The sequence below is a fragment of the Nesterenkonia lacusekhoensis genome (assembly GCF_017876395.1).
In the GTDB taxonomy this organism is placed as follows: Bacteria; Actinomycetota; Actinomycetes; order Actinomycetales; family Micrococcaceae; genus Nesterenkonia; species Nesterenkonia lacusekhoensis.
On the sequence record NZ_JAGINX010000001.1, the window covers coordinates 1,938,389 to 1,954,332 of the forward strand.

Sequence of the window (15,944 nt, forward strand, 5' to 3'; positions counted from 1 at the left end):
CAACCGCCCTACACTGGTCAGGTTCATTGTTCGAAAGCAACTCAAGAAGACCACTCACCAGGAGTGAGAATGAGCCTGATCGTCCAGAAGTACGGCGGTTCCTCCGTGCAGGATGCCGAGAGCATCAAGCGCGTGGCCAAACGGATCGTCGAGACCAAGAAGGCGGGAAACCAGGTCGTCGTCGTCGTCTCCGCCATGGGAGACACCACAGATGACCTGCTCGACCTCGCCGGCGAGATCACTGAGGCGCCGCCCGAGCGCGAGATGGACATCCTGCTGTCCTCCGGCGAGCGCATGTCCATGGCCCTGCTGGCCATGGCCATCCACCAGCTGGGCGAGTCCGCCCAGTCCTTCACCGGCTCGCAGGCCGGCATGATCACTGATGCCATCCACGGCAAGGCCCGGATCATCGAAGTCAGCCCGGACCGCGTCCAGGAATCCCTCGACGCCGGCAACGTCGGCATCGTCGCAGGATTCCAGGGCATGTCCCGGGACTCCCGGGACATCACCACGATGGGCCGCGGCGGCTCGGACACCACAGCTGTGGCTCTGGCCGCGGCGCTCAACGCCGATGTCTGCGAGATCTACTCCGACGTGGACGGCGTGTTCACCGCAGACCCGCGGGTGGTCAAGAACGCCCGGAAGATCGACGTGGTCTCCAGTGAGGACATGCTCGAGATGGCTGCGGCCGGCACCAAGGTGCTGCATCTGCGCTCGGTGGAGTACGCCCGCCGCTTCGGGGTGAAGCTGCACGTGCGCTCCTCGTTCAGCGATCTCGAAGGAACCTGGGTCATCCCAGGCAATGACGACCCTGTGACCCTTCAGGAGGGGGAACCCTTGGAACAGCCCATCATCTCCGGCGTCTCGCATGACGACTCTGAGGCCAAACTGACCATCAGCGGCGTGCCGGATGTCCCCGGCAAGGCCGCGGAGATCTTCAACCTGATCGCTGAGGTCGGCGCGAACATCGACATGATCGTCCAGAACGTCTCTGATGAGACCCGGACGACGAACATCTCCTTCACCCTGCCCGGCGCCGACGGCAAGAAGGTCACCGACATCCTGACCACCCACCAGGAGCGCATCGGCTTCGAGAAGCTCGACTTCGTCCCCCAGGTGGCCAAGGTGTCTCTGGTGGGCGGCGGCATGCGCACCGCTCCCGGCGTCTCCGCGCGGTTCTTCACCGCACTGCGCGATGCCGGGATCAACATCGGTCTGATCTCCACCTCGGAGATCCGCGTCTCGGTGATCACCGACGTCGAGGACATGGGCAAGGCCGTGAAGGCCATCCACACCGCCTTCGGCTTCGACTCCGAGGAGGAGGCCACAGTCTACGCCGGCACCGGCCGCTGAGACCTTCCCCGCGAGACGACAGAGGCGGCAGATCCCTTTCGGGGGTTCTGCCGCCTCTGCTTTCAGGTGCGAGATACCGCCAGTGTAGCGAACCGACAGCCTGAGTCCAGCACTCTGCCAGCCTCCGGCCCACAGCTGGACGCAGACCTGATGCCGATGCCGGCCCGCCGCCGGCGCCCCGGTACCCTGGTGAGGCTATGTCTGTCCTCTACCCCGCCGGCGTCGTCATCTCCGAACAGGAGCACCGTGAACGCGCCGCCGCGCATCATCAGAAGGTGCGCGGCTACGCTGACGCCTTCCTCGCCCGGCGCAACGCAGGAGAGAAGCACCCGGTGGAGGACTTCCTCTTCACCTACTACTCCTATAAGCCGGGGCAGCTCTCCCGCTGGCACCCCGGAGCAGGCCGCGTGATCCAAGGCGCCGGCGCCTCGGAGCAGGCCGGATGGAAGTTCTACACCACGACGCCGGACGGGACGCCGTCGTCAGGAGCCACGGTCGACGTCGGACGGTTCCGCCGGGAGCGGGCCTCCATCATCGACTTCGCCCGCCGTCTGCTGAGCCGCACCGCGGCCCGGCCGGCGCAGTTGGGCTGCTTCGGCCTGCATGAGTGGGCGATGGTCTACCGCTCGCGCGAACACGGACAGCGCCACGATCAGGTCCCGCTGCGTCTGGGTGCCGAGGGCACTGACGAAGTGGTGGAGTCGCTGAACATCCGGTGCACCCACTTCGACGCCTTCCGGTTCTATACCCCGTCTGCGCGGCCGCTGAACGCCCTGCAGCCCACGCGTGAGAACCAGGTCGATCTGGAGCAGCCGGGCTGCCTGCACGCGAATATGGACCTCTACAAATGGGCCTATAAGCTCATCCCGGTGGTCAGCAGCGACCTGCTGCTGGACTGCTTCGACCTGGCCTGGCGCATCCGGGAGCTGGATATGCGCGCTTCTCCCTATGACCTGCAGGACTGGGGCTATGCGCCGGTGCGGATCGAAGAGCCGGCCGGCCGCGCCGAGTATGCACGGGCGCAGAAGGGATTCTCGGAGGAGGCTCAGGTGCTGCGCAGCCGGATCCTGGCCGTGCTCGACGAGGTCGATGAGCTGGCGGATGCTGAGGGCGCTGAGGACCCCGCATCTGGGCGGATCGCCCCGCCGCCTTCCTGAGATCAGGCGATTTCCGGCCCTTTCCAGGAACAGGGCGGGGCGATCCGAGGTGAAGCGGCTCTAGATCATCGCTCGGGCGGCGTCGACGCAGCGCAGCGCCGCGGAGTTGTCCACGCGGGTCAGCATGAAGGCCGAGGTCACCAGTGAGGCGCAGGCCTCAGCATCGCGCTCCAGCACGTCATCGTCCGGCTCGCCGTTGGCCCCGGAACCGGCCGCACCGGCCTCGGCAGGTCGTGCGTCTGCAGCTGGTGCCTCCGCAGCTCGCGCGGCGGCCAGCCCGCGGCGCATCGCCGTGCGCAGCTCCTCTCGGTAGGCCGTGACGCGCTCAGCGACTGCCTGCTGCCGCCCGATCGGCCCTGAAGCGGCATTGAGCAGCAGGCATCCGTGCTGTCCGGGGGCGGAGCCGGCGTCGGCCAGCGCTGCGCGCAGCCCCTCCAGATAGTCGACCAGGGCCTGGGGAGCCACGGGCTCCTGCTGAAGCGGCCGCAGCCGCGGCCGGAGGATCTCGTCGAGGTAGTTCTCCACACAGGCGTCGAAGAGCCCGCGTTTGCTGCCGAACGCCTGATAGATGCTGGAGCGGCCCAGCCCGGTGGCGCGCTCCAACGCCGGGACCGAGGCCTGGTCGTAGCCATGCTCCCAGAACACCGACCGGGCGGCGACGACGGCGTCGTCCGTCACGAACTCCCGCGTACGTGGCATGGCCCCTCCGTTCTTCCCCTTGTGTGAGCTCTGCACCAGAATATACTGGAACGGTCATTCCAAAAAGACTCGCCGGGGCCACGTCTCGGGCTCAGAAAGGCGGACACGATGTCGTCCACGACCCCCAGCACCAGCACCCAGATCCAGCTGGCCAGCCGCCCCGTCGGCTGGCCGACGCACGAGAACTTCCGCAGTGTCACCGTCGAGCTGCCGGACCTGGCCGAGGGCGAGGTCCGAGTCGCCAACGAGTTCATCTCCGTCGACCCCTATATGCGCGGACGGATGAACGATGTGAAGAGCTACGTCCCGCCCTTCGCGCTGGACGAGACGATGACCGGCGGCGCCGTCGGCCGGGTCGTCGCCTCCCGCGCCGAGGACCTTCCGGTCGGCACGGCAGTGCTGCACCAGCTGGGCTGGCGCGACATCGCCCAGGCCGAGGCGAGCGCCTTCCGTCCGGTCACCGAGATCGACGGCGCCCCGCTCTCGCTGCACCTGGGCATCCTGGGCATGACGGGACTGACCGCCTACGTCGGCCTCACCCGCATCGCAGGGCTGCGCAGCGGTGAGACCGTGTTCATCTCCGGTGCCGCCGGGGCTGTGGGCTCGGCCGCCGGACAGATCGCCCGCCTGCTGGGTGCTGAACGCGTCGTCGGCTCGGCCGGCTCAGCGGAGAAGGTTGAGCTGCTGACCTCGAAGTACGGCTTCGACGCCGCGCTCAACTACAAGGACGCCCCGGTCCGCGAGCAGCTGCCGGAGCTCGCTCCCGACGGCGTCGACGTCTTCTTCGACAACGTCGGCGGCGATCACCTCGAGGCCGCGCTCGACGTGATGAACACCGGCGGCCGACTGGCGCTGTGCGGAGCGATCGCCAGCTACAACGCCGAGGAGCCGACCCCCGGTCCGGACAACCTCAGCGCGCTGATCACCCGCAGCCTGCGCATGGAGGGCTTCACCCTCGGCGGGCACTTCGACCTCGCCGACGAGTACGCCCAGCGCATGACCGAGTGGTTCGCCGCCGGGGAGATCGTCTACGACGAGACGGTGGTCGACGGGATCGAGCACGCCGTCGACGCCTTCCTGGGCATGATGCAGGGACAGAACACCGGCAAGATGGTCGTACGCACCGCCTGATCCGCCGAGCAGCAGTACCGCTCGAGCGCCGATCGCCCCGAGCTTTTCCTGAGAACAGGCGATTTCACGCCGATCTCGGGAGAAGCCCGGGGCGATCTCAGTCTCGGGCTCAGTCTCAGAGAAGCCCGAGCCTCAGACCTCGGCCAGCACCTTCTGGCAGGTGTCCAACAGCGCGCGCATCTGCTCGGCGGTGTGCCGGCCGTTGAAGATCTCGGTGCCGTTCTCGAACGTCTTGCCGGCCGAGAGGGGGCCGGCGTCGACGGCGTCGTAGCCCAGCGAATCGATGAAGGCCGAGACCATCTGCTTCGCCTGTTCGTCATCGGCGGCCACGGCCAGTGCCCGGCGCTTGGGGTCACCGGCGGGGTAGGAGTCCACCTCGATGTCGCCGTAGCCGATGTGGTTCAGGGTCTTGACCAGGCGGACGTCGCCGAAGAACTCAGCGATGACCTCCGAGGTGGAGGCGCCCTGCTCGAACTCGTCCATGATGCCGTCCACCGGAGCCCAGTAGTTCATCGTGTCGATGACGATGTGGCCCTGCAGGATCGAGGTGTCGATGCTGCGGTACTTGTGCAGCGGCACCGCCACGATGATCAGGTCGCTGCCGCGCAGCTCCTCGCGGCCCACAGCGGTGGCGCCGGGGACGATGACCTCGGTCAGCAGGCGGATCTCATCGGCCGGCCTGCCCGTGGCGATCTTCACGGTGTGGCCGGCGCGCAGGGCCTGGCGCGCCACAGCAGTGCCCACGCGGCCGGCGCCCAGAATTCCGATGGTCAGCGGAGTGCTCATCACAGTGCTCCTGAGAAGGTGAGAGGAATTTTCAAATTTGTAGAACACGGGCCCGCCCGATCCTGTTCCCGGCCGTCACGATTCGCCTCTGTCCTCATGCGCTCTGCGCGACGGGTAGACTGACTCAGCAAGCTCGCGGAGCGCCGGCCGCCGTCGTCGTGGTCAGCGTGAGACGGCACCTCCATCAGCATCCGCGGGCGCTCACCCGCATCCAGCTGACACAGGAGAAACATGCCGCGCATCATCGTCGAGGTCATGCCCAAGCCAGAGATCCTCGACCCGCAGGGCAAGGCCATCGTCAACGCTCTCCCCCACCTCGGCTTCGAGGAGTTCTCGGCGGTCCGCCAGGGCAAGCGCTTCGAACTCACCGTGGACGGCGAGGTCACAGAGGAGATCCTCGAGCAGGCCCGCAAGGCCGCCGCCGAGATGCTCTCCAACCCCGTCATCGAGGATGTCGTCGACGTCCACGTGGAGGACCAGGGCTGAGATGACCGAGACCCCTCTGATCGGCGACTTCCGCGCCGCACCCGACGCTCCCCTGGACGGCGCCCGGATCGGCGTCGTCACCTTCCCCGGCACTCTGGATGACCGCGACGCCGCCCGTGCGGTCCGCCTCGGCGGCGGAACCCCGGTCTCGCTGTGGCATGCCGATGCCTCCCTGCACGGCGTGGACGCTGTGGTGCTGCCCGGCGGCTTCTCCTACGGCGACTACCTGCGCGCCGGCGCGATCTCCCGCTTCGCCCCGGTCATGGACACTCTGGTCAGAGAGGCCGGAGCTTCCGCCTCCTCCTCCGGGCCCCTGCCGGTGCTGGGCATCTGCAACGGCTTCCAGGTCCTCACCGAGGCGCACCTGCTGCCCGGTTCGATGATCAAGAACGACCACCTGAAGTTCGTCTGCAAGGACCAGGCGCTGCGCGTGGAGAACAGCTCCACCGCCTGGACATCCCAGTTCACCGACGACGAGATCATCTCGGTGCCGCTGAAGAACCAGGACGGCCAGTACGTGGCCGATGAGGAGACCCTCAAGGCCCTGGAGGCCGAGGGGCGCGTGGTGTTCCGCTACCTGGGCGGCAACCCCAACGGCTCCCGCAACGACATCGCCGGTGTGACCAACGAGGCCGGCAACGTGGTGGGCCTCATGCCTCACCCCGAGCACGCCGTGGAGGCCGGATACGGTCCGGACGACTCCACCGGCATGCGCAGCGGCACCGACGGACTGACCCTGTTCACCTCCGTCATCTCTTCCCTGGCAGGAGGCTCGAAGTGAGCGACGAGTTCAACATCGACACCGTGGAGAACGCCTCCACCACCCCGGACACCGAGCTCCCCTGGGCGGAGCTGGGCCTGAAGTCTGATGAGTATGACCGGATCGTCCAGATCCTGGGACGGCGCCCGACGGCGGCCGAGCTGGCCATGTACTCGGTCATGTGGTCCGAGCACTGCAGCTATAAGTCCTCCAAGGTCCACCTGCGCCAGTTCGGCGAGAAGGTCACCGAGGAGATGAAGAAGGACCTGATGGTCGGCATCGGCGAGAACGCCGGCGTGACCAACCTCGGCGACGGCTGGGCGGTCACCTTCAAGATCGAGTCCCATAACCATCCCAGCTATGTGGAGCCCTACCAGGGCGCAGCCACCGGCATCGGCGGCATCGTGCGCGACATCATCTCCATGGGCGCCCGCCCGGTGGGCGTGATGGATCCGCTGCGCTTCGGCGCCATCGACCATCCGGACACACAGCGTGTCCTGCCCGGTGTGGTCTCCGGCATCGGCGGCTACGGCAACTCCCTGGGCTTGCCGAATGTGGGCGGCGAGGTCGTCTTCGACGAGGTCTACCAGCAGAACCCGCTGGTCAACGCCCTGGCTGTGGGTGTGATGCGCCATGAGGACATCCGTCTGGCCAACGCCTCCGGAGTGGGCAACAAGGTGGTGCTCTTCGGTGCGCGCACCGGCGGCGACGGCATCGGCGGCGCCTCTGTGTTGGCCTCCGAGTCCTTCGACGACACCAAGCCCTCCAAGCGCCCGGCCGTCCAGGTGGGCGATCCCTTCTCCGAGAAGGTGCTCATCGAGTGCTGCCTGGAGCTCTTCGGCAACGAGCTGGTCGAGGGCATCCAGGACCTGGGTGCGGCCGGCATCTCCTGCGCCACCTCCGAGCTGGCCTCCAACGGCGAGGGCGGCATGCACGTGGAGCTGACCAATGTCCTGCTGCGCGACCCCACTCTGACCCCGGGCGAGATCCTGATGTCGGAGTCCCAGGAACGCATGATGGCCGTGGTGACCCCGGAGAACCAGGAACGCTTCGAGCAGATCATGGCCAAGTGGGGCGTGGAGTACTCCTGGCTGGGCGAGGTCACCGACACCGGTCGCCTGATCATCGAATGGGACGGCGAGACCATCGTCGACGTGGACCCGCGCACGGTGGCCCACGACGGCCCGGTCTACGAGCGCCCCTACCAGCGTCCGTCCTGGCAGGACGATCTGCAGGCTGACTCCTTCCGCGCCTCCGAGGTCGGCAAGGACCTGCCCGCCACTGCTTCAGAGCTGGGCAACGCCGTCGTGGATCTGATGACCAGCCCGAACATGGCGGACGTCTCCTGGATCACCGACCAGTACGACCGGTTCGTCGGCGGCAACACCGCCCTGTCCCAGCCGGATGACTCCGGGGTCATCCGTGTGGACGAGGAGACCGGGCTCGGCGTCGCGCTGGCCACCGACTGCAACGCCCGCTACGCCTACCTGGACCCCTACACCGGCGCCCAGCTGGCGCTGGCCGAGGCCTACCGCAACGTCTCCACCACCGGAGCCATCCCGATGGCGGTCTCCGACTGTCTGAACTTCGGCTCCCCCGAGGACCCGGAGGTCATGTGGCAGTTCGCCGAGGCCGTGCGCGGCTTGGCCGATGGCTGCCAGGAGCTGGGCATCCCGGTCACCGGCGGCAACGTCTCCCTGTACAACCAGACCGCCGGCCGGGCCATCCACCCGACCCCGGTGGTGGGCGTGATGGGCAAGTTCGACGACGTCGGACGCCGGACCCCGTCGGGCTACGAGCGCTGGGCCGACGGTCAGGCGATCTACCTGCTGGGCACCACTGCCGACGAGCTGGACGGCTCCGAGTTCGCCCGCGGCCGCGGCCACCTGGGCGGCACTCCCCCACAGGTGGACCTCGCCACGGAGAAGACGCTGGGCGAGATCCTGATCAACGCCTCCCGCGACGGCATGATCGACGCCGCCCACGACCTCTCCGAGGGCGGGCTGGCCGCCGGTCTGGCGGAGATGAGCCTGCGCTTCGGCGTCGGGGCTCGGGTGGCACTCGACGGTGTCTGCGAGCGCGACGGCGTCGACGCCTTCACTGCGCTGTTCAGCGAGTCCCAGTCCCGGGCGATCGTGGCGCTGCCGCGCTCGGAGGAGATCCGGTTCACCGATATGACCAGCGCGCGCGGCTTCGCGGCCATCCGCATCGGCGTGGTGGACGCTCAGTCCGGCGAGATCGAGGTGGCCGGCCCGTTCGAGGGTGGGAGCTTCACTCTGCCGATCGATGAGCTCAAGGAGGCGTGGAGCTCGGTGCTCCCGAGCCGCTTCGGCACCTCCGCCGCCGTGGCGGAGCAGCAGTGATCCGACGCTGAGCAGCTGAGGCTGCACACCTGAGGCAGGCATGAGGCCCGGTTCCCCGCTACGGGGGCCGGGCCTCAGCCGTTCTCGGGGTGGGGATGGCGGGCTTGAGTCTCACGCCGCGTGAGGGCCCAGGCTGAGGTGCATGAGTGAACACTTCGACGCCTTCAGCATCAGTCCTGTCCCCGCACCCGGTCCCGGCGTACAGGCTCCGGATCTCTTCCGCGGCATCTACGGGATGCCGATGTTCGTCACTGTCCCCACCTCTGAACTGGAGGCGTCCTCGCGGTTCTGGCGCGAGGGGCTCGGCTTCTTCGAGATCTTCTCCCTGCCGGGTCAGATGATCCATCTGCGCCGCTGGGCCTTCCAGGACGTGCTCCTGGTGACCGGTTCGGCGGCCGAGCATCCCGGCCCCGCCACCGTGAGCTTCGCCTGCGTGGAGAGCCAGATCGCCGAGATCGCCTCCTCCTGCAACAGCCTGCTCCCCGGCACTGCGCCCGAACCGACGATCACCCCGTGGGGGACTCTGGACCTGACGGTCACCACGCCGGAGAATACTGCTGTGATCATGACTGCCGCGCAGCCCTACGACGCCGGCAGCGAGCATGCCCAGACTCTGCGGGAGATGGGGATCGAGGGTCCCCATGTCTGAGCAGTCGACGCCGGGGCAGCAGGATCCGCAGGAGCAGGTCCCGCACACCCCCCTGCCCCTGACCGTGGGCGCCGTGGCCTCCCAGCTCGGCGTCTCAGTCCGCACGCTGCACCATTGGGATGAGATCGGGCTGATCAGCCCCTCGGAACGTTCGGCTGGGGGCTATCGCATCTACTCAGGCGGCGATCTCTCCCGCCTGCACCGCGTGCTGATCTACCGGGAGCTGGAGATTCCGCTGGCCGCCATCAAGGATCTGCTGGAGTCCTCCGCCGAGGAGCTCAGTACCGCGCTGGAGCAGCAGCACCACCGTCTGGAGGAACGCATCGAGCGTCTGCAGGGGCTGCGCAGCACAGTGGACCGGCTCATCGCCGCACACCAGCAGGGACTGCTGCTCTCCCCGGAGGAGCAGCTGCGGCTCTTCGGCCCCACCTGGAATCCGCAGTGGGCACAGGAGGCCCGGCAGACCTGGGGCGACTCCCCGCAGTGGGCCGAATACGCCGAGCGTTCGGCCTCCCGCAGCGCCCAGCATTGGGAACAGCTGACCGCACGGGTCCAGCAGCTGGAAGCCGACCTGGCGCAGGCCGTCGATGCCGGCATGGACCCTGTCTCCTCCGAGGCCGCGGAGCTGGTGGAGCTGCACCGGGCCTCCATCTCCGAACACTTCCACTGCAGCCGCTCCATGCAGATCTGTCTGGCCCGGATGTACACCGAGGATGAGCGCTTCCGCTCCCACTACGATTCCCTGGCCGAGGGCCTGGCTGACTGGCTCCGCGCCGCCGTGGAGGCCAACGCCCGCGCCCACGGCATCGACCCGGACACCGCCACGTGGGAGTGATCCCCCAGTTGAGTGGGCGAAGACGTGCCGTCTGAGCCGGCTTTCGGCGCTGAGACGGCACGTCTTCGCCCACTCAACAGAGGAGAATTAGTTAAATCATCTAGCTACCTATAAGATCGCAGCATGTCCGACCCTGCTGCCCCGGACGGCCCTGCCCTGCGCGCACTCCGAGCCGTCCAGCTGCTCACCGATTCCTTGGACCGCATGCACAGCGATCTCACCCGCCGGATGGAGATGCACACCTCTGACCTGCGCGCGCTGCGCATGCTCGCCATCCGCGAGCAGCAGGTTGAGACGGTCACCCCGCATGCCATCGCCGAGCATCTGGGGATCACCACCGCCGCCGCCACCTCCCTGATCGACCGGCTGGCCCGCGACGGCTTCGTCGAGCGCACCCGCCATCCTGAGGACGGCCGCTCGCGGATCATCACTCTGACGCCCGCAGCACGGCAGCACTTCTTCACCCACTTCAGCGGGCACCTGGGCGCGATGAACAGGCTCATCGAGACCACCGACGCCGAAGACCTGACGACCATCGCCCGTTTCCTCGAAACACTCTCAGCACGCATCACCCAGCCCGACGCCGGCCCGTCAGACTCCGCCCAGCCCGACGCCGGCCTCCCCAACTTCAGCCCCGAGAACTCAGCCCAGCCTCTCGCCAGCAAGGACTCCCCCATCTCATGAATGCCCCCGCTCCCCTGCAGACTCCGTCCGCCGACCCCCAGGCGGCGCCAGCCCCACGCAGCAGAACCTCACGCGGTCGAATCCTGCTGCCTGCCGTCCTGGCCATCCTCTGGTTGGCCTGGACTTCGTGGGGCGGCCAGACCTTCGCTGATCTCTCCGAGGTCACCACCAGCGACCAGACCGCCTTCCTCCCTGTGGATGCTGAGTCCACCCGCGCCGGTGATCTGCAGGAACGCTTCGCCGAGGACGACGCCGTCCCTGCCACAGTGGTGGCCGCGTCCGCCGACGGCGGTGAACTCCCCGCCGAAGGCACCGCGGAGGCGGCCGAACTCTCCGAGCAGGTCGCGGAGCTCTCCGGTGTCACCCAGGTGATCCCGCCCCAGCCGTCTGAGGACGGTGCCGCCCTACAGATGCTGGTCCTGATGGAAGAGACCGCGGCCGAGGAGGGGACCCTGGACGAGCTGCGCACCCTGGTGAGCGAGGGCCTCGACCAAGACACCTGGGAGGCCTACGTGACCGGCCCCGCGGCACTCTCCGGGGATCTCCAGGAGGCCTTCGCCGGCATCGACGGAATACTCCTTCTGGTCGCAGTGGTGGCCGTGTTCCTCATCCTCATCATGGTCTACCGCTCCGTCCTGCTGCCGGTGCTGGTGCTGCTCTCTTCGATCGGCGCCCTCTGTGCGGCCATCACCGTCATCTGGGCCATGGCCCAGCAGGGGTGGATCACTCTGGACGACCAGATCCAGGGCATCCTCTCGATCCTGGTCATCGGCGCGGCCACAGACTATTCGCTGCTGCTGGTGGCCCGCTACCGCGAGGAGCTGGCCCACACAGAGAATCGCCATGCCGCTCTGTGGGCTGCCGTGCGCCGTTCCACGCCGCCGATCCTCGCCTCCGGAGGAACGGTGGCCGTAGCCATGCTCTGCCTGCTGTTCTCGGACCTGAACTCCAATCAGGCCCTCGGCCCGGTCGCCAGCACCGGCATCGTCTTCGCCATGCTGGCCACGCTGACCTTCCTGCCCGCCCTTCTGGCGCTGATCGGCCGGCCGGCCTTCTGGCCGAAGGTCCCGCATGCCCAGACCGACACCGCTGCCTCCCAGTTCCGGCTGTGGCGAAGCGTCGCAGAACTGGTCCGACGCCGGCCCCGAGCCGTCTGGCTGGTGGTGACCCTCCTGCTGCTGGCCTCGGCGGCGGGCGTCACCCAGCTGAAGGCCCACGGCGTCCCGCAGACTGAGATTGTGTTGGCCGAGACTGAGACTCAGGCCGGCCAGGCCCTGCTGGAGGAGCATTTCGACGCCGGCACCGGGACACCCAGCACTGTCTTCGCGCCTGCGCAGGAGGCCGCCGAAGCCTTGGAGACGGTCACCGAGACTGAGGGCATCGTCGCCGCGCACCTGGTGGACGAGGACTCCGCCCCGGCCGCGGACCCTGATGCCGCCCAGCAGGTGGACGGCTGGGTCCAGATCTCAGCCACCTTGGACCGGGCAGGAGACTCTTTGGAAGCCGAGGAGACCGTCCGCGAGCTCCGGGCATCCCTGGACTCACTGGACGGCGAGGCTCTGGTGGGAGGCAGCACTGCCACCCAGGTGGACACCAATGACACTGCCCAGCGGGACCTGACGGTGATCATTCCGCTGGTGCTGATCGCCATCACCGCCATCCTGGTGCTGGTGCTGCGCTCTGTGGTCGCTCCGCTGATCCTGGTGGCCACCACTGTGCTCTCCTATGTGGCCGCGCTGGGCATCTCAGCCCTGGTCTTCAACCACTTCTTCGACTTCCCCGGCGCCGATCCTTCGGTGCCGCTCTACGGGTTCATGTTCCTGGTGGCCCTGGGCGTGGACTACAACATCTTCCTGATGACCCGTGCTCGTGAGGAGACGCCTCAGCACGGAGCCGCCGAGGGAACGCTGCGCTCCCTGGTCGTCACCGGAGGGGTGATCACCTCGGCCGGCGTCGTGCTGGCGGCCACCTTTGCCGCGTTGGCCGTGCTGCCGATCATGTTCATGGTCCAACTGGCCTTCCTGGTCGCCGTCGGGATCCTCATCGACACCTTCGTGGTACGCACGCTGCAGGTCCCTGCGCTGTGCGTGGAGCTCGGCCGGCGCATCTGGTGGCCCTCCCGCACCGCTGAACCCATGTCATAGAGTGAGGCCCATGATGAACCGGACACCTCGCCGCTGGCTGACTGCCCTGACCTCCGTGGCCGCCCTGTCGCTGGTGCTCTCCGGATGCGCCAGCGTGGGCGACTCCGAGGAGCCGGAGGACGACGCCGACCTCTCCCCTGCTCCCTCCGCCGCCACTGAGCAGGGCGGCTTCGTCCTGAGCTCCCCCACGGAGCTGGAGCCCGGCACCGCCCCGGAGGAGGTGGACCTGGAGGAGCTTCCGACCTCTGAGGAGCCCGGCCTGCCCGGCGGCCTGCGCACCCCGGAGGAGGGCGAACCGCTGCACGTGGTCATCTACAGCGACCCCTCCTGCCCACACTGCGCCGACTTCGAGGAGCAGTATGGCGACTTCCTCGAGGACGAGCTCGACGAGGGCACCATCACCGTGGAGTACCGCACCATGACCTTCGTGGATGCGGAGGCCTCCCCAGAGGCCTCCAACGCGTTCTCCTGTATGACTGAGGAGTCCCCGGAGGACTACCTGCCCTACCTCAGTGAGGTCACGGCGTCTGCTCAGGCGCTGAGCCCGGAGGAGCTGGCCGAGATCGCCGAGGACGACTACGACGCCGAGATCTCCAGCTGCATCGAGGAGGGCACCTACCTCGACTTCGCCCAGTACACCACGGACCTCGCCCGAGAAGAGGGCCTGCGCGGAACGCCGACGGTCTACGTCGGGGAGGAACGGTGGGAGACCTCTGAGGACTTCGAGGAATGGATCCAGGACCAGCTGGCCGACCATGCCGACTGAGCAGGAACTGGGCCAGCGCGGGAGGACCACTGGTCAGGACCCGGCGGCTCAGAACCAGACGGCTCAGCACCAACCTGACCAGCACCGGTGGGTGCGGCGTCGCCCCACCTCGGATGAGGTCCGCGCCGATGCACTGATCGCCGCGGGCATCTTCTGTCTGGGCGTCCTCGCCCTGACCCTGTTCCGCGTGCTCCAGTTCTATGAGGAGCCGGCCGGTCCGGTCGTCTCACTGCTGTGCATCGCCCTGGGAACCCTGCCACTGGCACTGCGACGGGTCTACCCGTGCACCGTTGCGGTGGTGGTCTCCGCAGCCATGATCCTGATCGGTGAGCTTCAGGTCCCCGAGACTCTGATGATCAACATCGCCCTGTTCATGGCCCTCTACACCGTCGGCGCATGGTCTCAGCACCGTCAGCGGGCCGCCCGAGTGCAGATCGTGATCATCGCCGCGATGCTGATCTGGCTCTTCAGCGCGTTCTTCCGCGAATCGCTCGACCCGGAGGCGGAGCTCGTGGCAGGGGCTATGACTCCGGCACTGGCCTATTGGCTGTGGCAGCTGCTGGTGAACCTGCTCTACTTCGTCGGGGCCGTGTGGTTCGGCCGCCACGCCTGGACCAAGGCTCGGGCTGAGGACAGACTCGAGGAACAGGCTGAGGCGCTGCGGGCCGAGCGCGCCACAGTGGCCAGCCAAGCGGTCTCCCTGGAGCGCCTGCGCATCGCCCGGGAGCTGCATGACTCGGTGGCCCACCACGTCTCGCTGATGGGCGTCCAGGCTGGGGCCGCCCGCACCCTGCTGAAGACCGACGCCGCCACGGCCGAGGACTTCATCCGCCAGATCGAGTCCTCCGCCCGCAGCTCGGTCTCCGAGATGCAGTCGATCCTGGGGGTGCTGCGCGACGGCGCCGCCGAGCCGAAACAACCGGTCAGTTCCTTGGGCCTCGACCAGATCCCGGACCTCCTGGAGACTGTGCGCGCTGCCGGTCTGGAGGTCCGCTGCGAGGTCCACGGCGAGCCCCGTGCCCTGCGTCCGCTGCAGTCGCTGACCCTCTACCGGATCGCTCAGGAGGCTCTGACCAATACCCGCAGGCACGCCGGCCCGGGCGCCTGCGCCGACGTACGGCTGCGTTGGCGCTCGGCCTCAGTGGAGCTGGAGATCCTCGACGACGGCGGCGGCCGGCGCGACCACAGCACAGACCAGCCCTCCTCCGGGCACGGGCTCCCCGGGATGCGCGAACGCGCCGCGGCCCTGGGCGGAAGCTTCGAATACGGCCAGCGGGAACCCACCGGGTTCTTCATCCGTGCGGACCTGCCGGTGGCCCCGGAGGGTGATCAGCACTGATGACCGGCGCAGAGAGGCCGACGCGCGTGGTGCTGGCCGATGACGAGCCGCTGATGCTGGCCGGATTGGCGGCGATCCTCGACGCCCAACCGGACATCGAAGTTCTGGGCACCGCCGCCGATGGACGGCAGGCAGTGGACCTGGTGGCCCGTACCCAGCCGGATGTGGCCTGCCTGGACATCGAGATGCCCGTGATGAATGGGATCGAGGCCACCCGAGAGATCCTCTCCCGGCAGGAGACCCAGGTGGTCATGCTGACCACCTTCCGCCGGGAGGACTACCTGGTGGATTCGCTGCAGGCCGGAGCCAGCGGGTTCCTCCTGAAGACCGCCACTCCGGAGCAGCTGGCCGAGAGCATCCGCACAGTGGCCTCCGGGGAAGCCCTGCTGGCCCCCGAGATGACACAGGCCCTGATCCGGCGCACCGTCCACGCCGAATCCGCTGCTCAGGACTCCGCCACTCAGAGCTCTCCCGCGCGGGACTCCACCGTGGAGCCGCTGAGCCAGCGGGAGCGTGACGTCCTCGCTCAGGCAGCCCTGGGGCTGTCGAACAGTGAGATCGGTGAGCGGCTGTTCATCGGAGCCGAGACGGTCAAGACCCATATGTCCCGGGTGCTGGCCAAGCTGCAGCTGCGCAATCGTGTCCAGGCGGTGGCCTACGCCCACAGACAGGGGATCGTCGCCGACTCCCCCGAATAGTCCCAGCATCTCCCCCGCCCGGGGGATCTCTGCCGGATCAGGCGTCATTAGGCTCAGTGCAGAGAGCTGACATCACTGATCCGAGGAAGAGGAT

The 15,944-nt window shown here is 67.9% G+C and carries 15 protein-coding genes; 13 read left to right on the forward strand and 2 right to left on the reverse strand.

Translation table 11 applies throughout. The features are described from left to right. Positions 1 to 69 precede the first annotated feature (69 nt). Both JOF45_RS09110 and JOF45_RS09115 read left to right on the forward strand, forming a co-directional pair. Positions 70 to 1,353, forward strand: coding sequence for an aspartate kinase (locus JOF45_RS09110; protein WP_210049206.1), 1,284 nt, complete (start codon positions 70 to 72; stop codon positions 1,351 to 1,353). 197 nt (positions 1,354 to 1,550) lie between these two features. Continuing rightward, complete coding sequence (locus tag JOF45_RS09115; protein WP_210049208.1) at positions 1,551 to 2,510, forward strand: 3-methyladenine DNA glycosylase; 960 nt, start codon at positions 1,551 to 1,553, stop codon at positions 2,508 to 2,510. A 60-nt stretch (positions 2,511 to 2,570) separates the two neighbouring features. On the opposite strand, the gene JOF45_RS09120 is transcribed toward JOF45_RS09115, so the two are convergent. Then, the gene (locus JOF45_RS09120) at positions 2,571 to 3,209 is read right to left on the reverse strand and encodes a TetR/AcrR family transcriptional regulator (protein WP_210049210.1); all 639 of its coding nucleotides are present in this window, start codon (positions 3,207 to 3,209) and stop codon (positions 2,571 to 2,573) included. Positions 3,210 to 3,317: 108 nt separating this feature from the next. Here JOF45_RS09120 and JOF45_RS09125 point away from each other — a divergent pair, with 108 nt between their 5' ends. Then, positions 3,318 to 4,340, forward strand: coding sequence for an NADP-dependent oxidoreductase (locus JOF45_RS09125; protein ID WP_210049211.1), 1,023 nt, complete (start codon positions 3,318 to 3,320; stop codon positions 4,338 to 4,340). A 132-nt stretch (positions 4,341 to 4,472) separates the two neighbouring features. Here JOF45_RS09125 and JOF45_RS09130 read toward each other — a convergent pair whose 3' ends face one another. Next, entirely contained in the window at positions 4,473 to 5,126 is a 654-nt protein-coding gene (locus tag JOF45_RS09130) for an NADPH-dependent F420 reductase (protein ID WP_210049212.1), read from the reverse strand. A 231-nt stretch (positions 5,127 to 5,357) separates the two neighbouring features. On the opposite strand from JOF45_RS09130, the gene purS reads away from it, so the two are divergent. From purS to JOF45_RS09180, 10 genes are all read left to right on the forward strand, one after another. Beyond that, a complete protein-coding gene (gene purS, locus JOF45_RS09135; RefSeq protein WP_210049213.1) occupies positions 5,358 to 5,612 on the forward strand; it encodes a phosphoribosylformylglycinamidine synthase subunit PurS in 255 nt (84 codons plus the stop codon). Position 5,613: 1 nt separating this feature from the next. Then, positions 5,614 to 6,393 carry a phosphoribosylformylglycinamidine synthase subunit PurQ gene (purQ, locus tag JOF45_RS09140; protein WP_210049214.1) on the forward strand — a complete coding sequence of 260 codons (780 nt, stop codon included), beginning with the start codon at positions 5,614 to 5,616 and terminating at the stop codon, positions 6,391 to 6,393. Continuing rightward, positions 6,390 to 8,735 (forward strand): phosphoribosylformylglycinamidine synthase subunit PurL, encoded by a 2,346-nt coding sequence (gene purL / locus JOF45_RS09145; RefSeq protein ID WP_210049215.1) that lies wholly within the window; start codon positions 6,390 to 6,392, stop codon positions 8,733 to 8,735. Before purQ ends, purL begins: the two co-directional genes overlap by 4 nt. Positions 8,736 to 8,877: 142 nt before the next feature. Next, entirely contained in the window at positions 8,878 to 9,384 is a 507-nt protein-coding gene (locus JOF45_RS09150; protein WP_210049216.1) for a VOC family protein, read from the forward strand. Then, the gene (locus JOF45_RS09155) at positions 9,377 to 10,219 is read left to right on the forward strand and encodes a MerR family transcriptional regulator (protein ID WP_210049217.1); all 843 of its coding nucleotides are present in this window, start codon (positions 9,377 to 9,379) and stop codon (positions 10,217 to 10,219) included. The genes JOF45_RS09150 and JOF45_RS09155 overlap by 8 nt, the downstream gene beginning before the upstream one ends. A gap of 123 nt (positions 10,220 to 10,342) precedes the next feature. Beyond that, positions 10,343 to 10,903, forward strand: coding sequence for a MarR family winged helix-turn-helix transcriptional regulator (locus JOF45_RS09160; RefSeq protein WP_210049219.1), 561 nt, complete (start codon positions 10,343 to 10,345; stop codon positions 10,901 to 10,903). Then, entirely contained in the window at positions 10,900 to 13,047 is a 2,148-nt protein-coding gene (locus JOF45_RS09165; RefSeq protein WP_210049222.1) for an MMPL family transporter, read from the forward strand. The genes JOF45_RS09160 and JOF45_RS09165 overlap by 4 nt, the downstream gene beginning before the upstream one ends. Positions 13,048 to 13,057: 10 nt before the next feature. Continuing rightward, entirely contained in the window at positions 13,058 to 13,813 is a 756-nt protein-coding gene (locus JOF45_RS09170; RefSeq protein ID WP_210049223.1) for a thioredoxin domain-containing protein, read from the forward strand. Further along, on the forward strand, positions 13,803 to 15,152 hold the full coding sequence (locus JOF45_RS09175) for a sensor histidine kinase (RefSeq protein ID WP_210049224.1): 1,350 nt from the start codon (positions 13,803 to 13,805) through the stop codon (positions 15,150 to 15,152). The genes JOF45_RS09170 and JOF45_RS09175 overlap by 11 nt, the downstream gene beginning before the upstream one ends. Continuing rightward, complete coding sequence (locus JOF45_RS09180; protein ID WP_210049225.1) at positions 15,152 to 15,850, forward strand: response regulator; 699 nt, start codon at positions 15,152 to 15,154, stop codon at positions 15,848 to 15,850. The genes JOF45_RS09175 and JOF45_RS09180 overlap by 1 nt, the downstream gene beginning before the upstream one ends. The last annotated feature ends 94 nt before the right edge of the window (positions 15,851 to 15,944 follow it).

Excerpts from the sequence above, each read along its gene's own strand:
- JOF45_RS09110 (WP_210049206.1), top strand. The coding sequence starts at position 70 with ATGAGCCTGATCGTCCAGAAGTACGGCGGTTCCTCCGTGCAGGATGCC.
- JOF45_RS09115 (WP_210049208.1), top strand. The coding sequence starts at position 1,551 with ATGTCTGTCCTCTACCCCGCCGGCGTCGTCATCTCCGAACAGGAGCAC.
- JOF45_RS09120 (WP_210049210.1), bottom strand. The coding sequence starts at position 3,209 with ATGCCACGTACGCGGGAGTTCGTGACGGACGACGCCGTCGTCGCCGCC.
- JOF45_RS09125 (WP_210049211.1), top strand. The coding sequence starts at position 3,318 with ATGTCGTCCACGACCCCCAGCACCAGCACCCAGATCCAGCTGGCCAGC.
- JOF45_RS09130 (WP_210049212.1), bottom strand. The coding sequence starts at position 5,126 with ATGAGCACTCCGCTGACCATCGGAATTCTGGGCGCCGGCCGCGTGGGC.
- purS (WP_210049213.1), top strand. The coding sequence starts at position 5,358 with ATGCCGCGCATCATCGTCGAGGTCATGCCCAAGCCAGAGATCCTCGAC.
- purQ (WP_210049214.1), top strand. The coding sequence starts at position 5,614 with ATGACCGAGACCCCTCTGATCGGCGACTTCCGCGCCGCACCCGACGCT.
- JOF45_RS09150 (WP_210049216.1), top strand. The coding sequence starts at position 8,878 with ATGAGTGAACACTTCGACGCCTTCAGCATCAGTCCTGTCCCCGCACCC.
- JOF45_RS09155 (WP_210049217.1), top strand. The coding sequence starts at position 9,377 with ATGTCTGAGCAGTCGACGCCGGGGCAGCAGGATCCGCAGGAGCAGGTC.
- JOF45_RS09160 (WP_210049219.1), top strand. The coding sequence starts at position 10,343 with ATGTCCGACCCTGCTGCCCCGGACGGCCCTGCCCTGCGCGCACTCCGA.
- JOF45_RS09165 (WP_210049222.1), top strand. The coding sequence starts at position 10,900 with ATGAATGCCCCCGCTCCCCTGCAGACTCCGTCCGCCGACCCCCAGGCG.
- JOF45_RS09170 (WP_210049223.1), top strand. The coding sequence starts at position 13,058 with ATGATGAACCGGACACCTCGCCGCTGGCTGACTGCCCTGACCTCCGTG.
- JOF45_RS09175 (WP_210049224.1), top strand. The coding sequence starts at position 13,803 with ATGCCGACTGAGCAGGAACTGGGCCAGCGCGGGAGGACCACTGGTCAG.
- JOF45_RS09180 (WP_210049225.1), top strand. The coding sequence starts at position 15,152 with ATGACCGGCGCAGAGAGGCCGACGCGCGTGGTGCTGGCCGATGACGAG.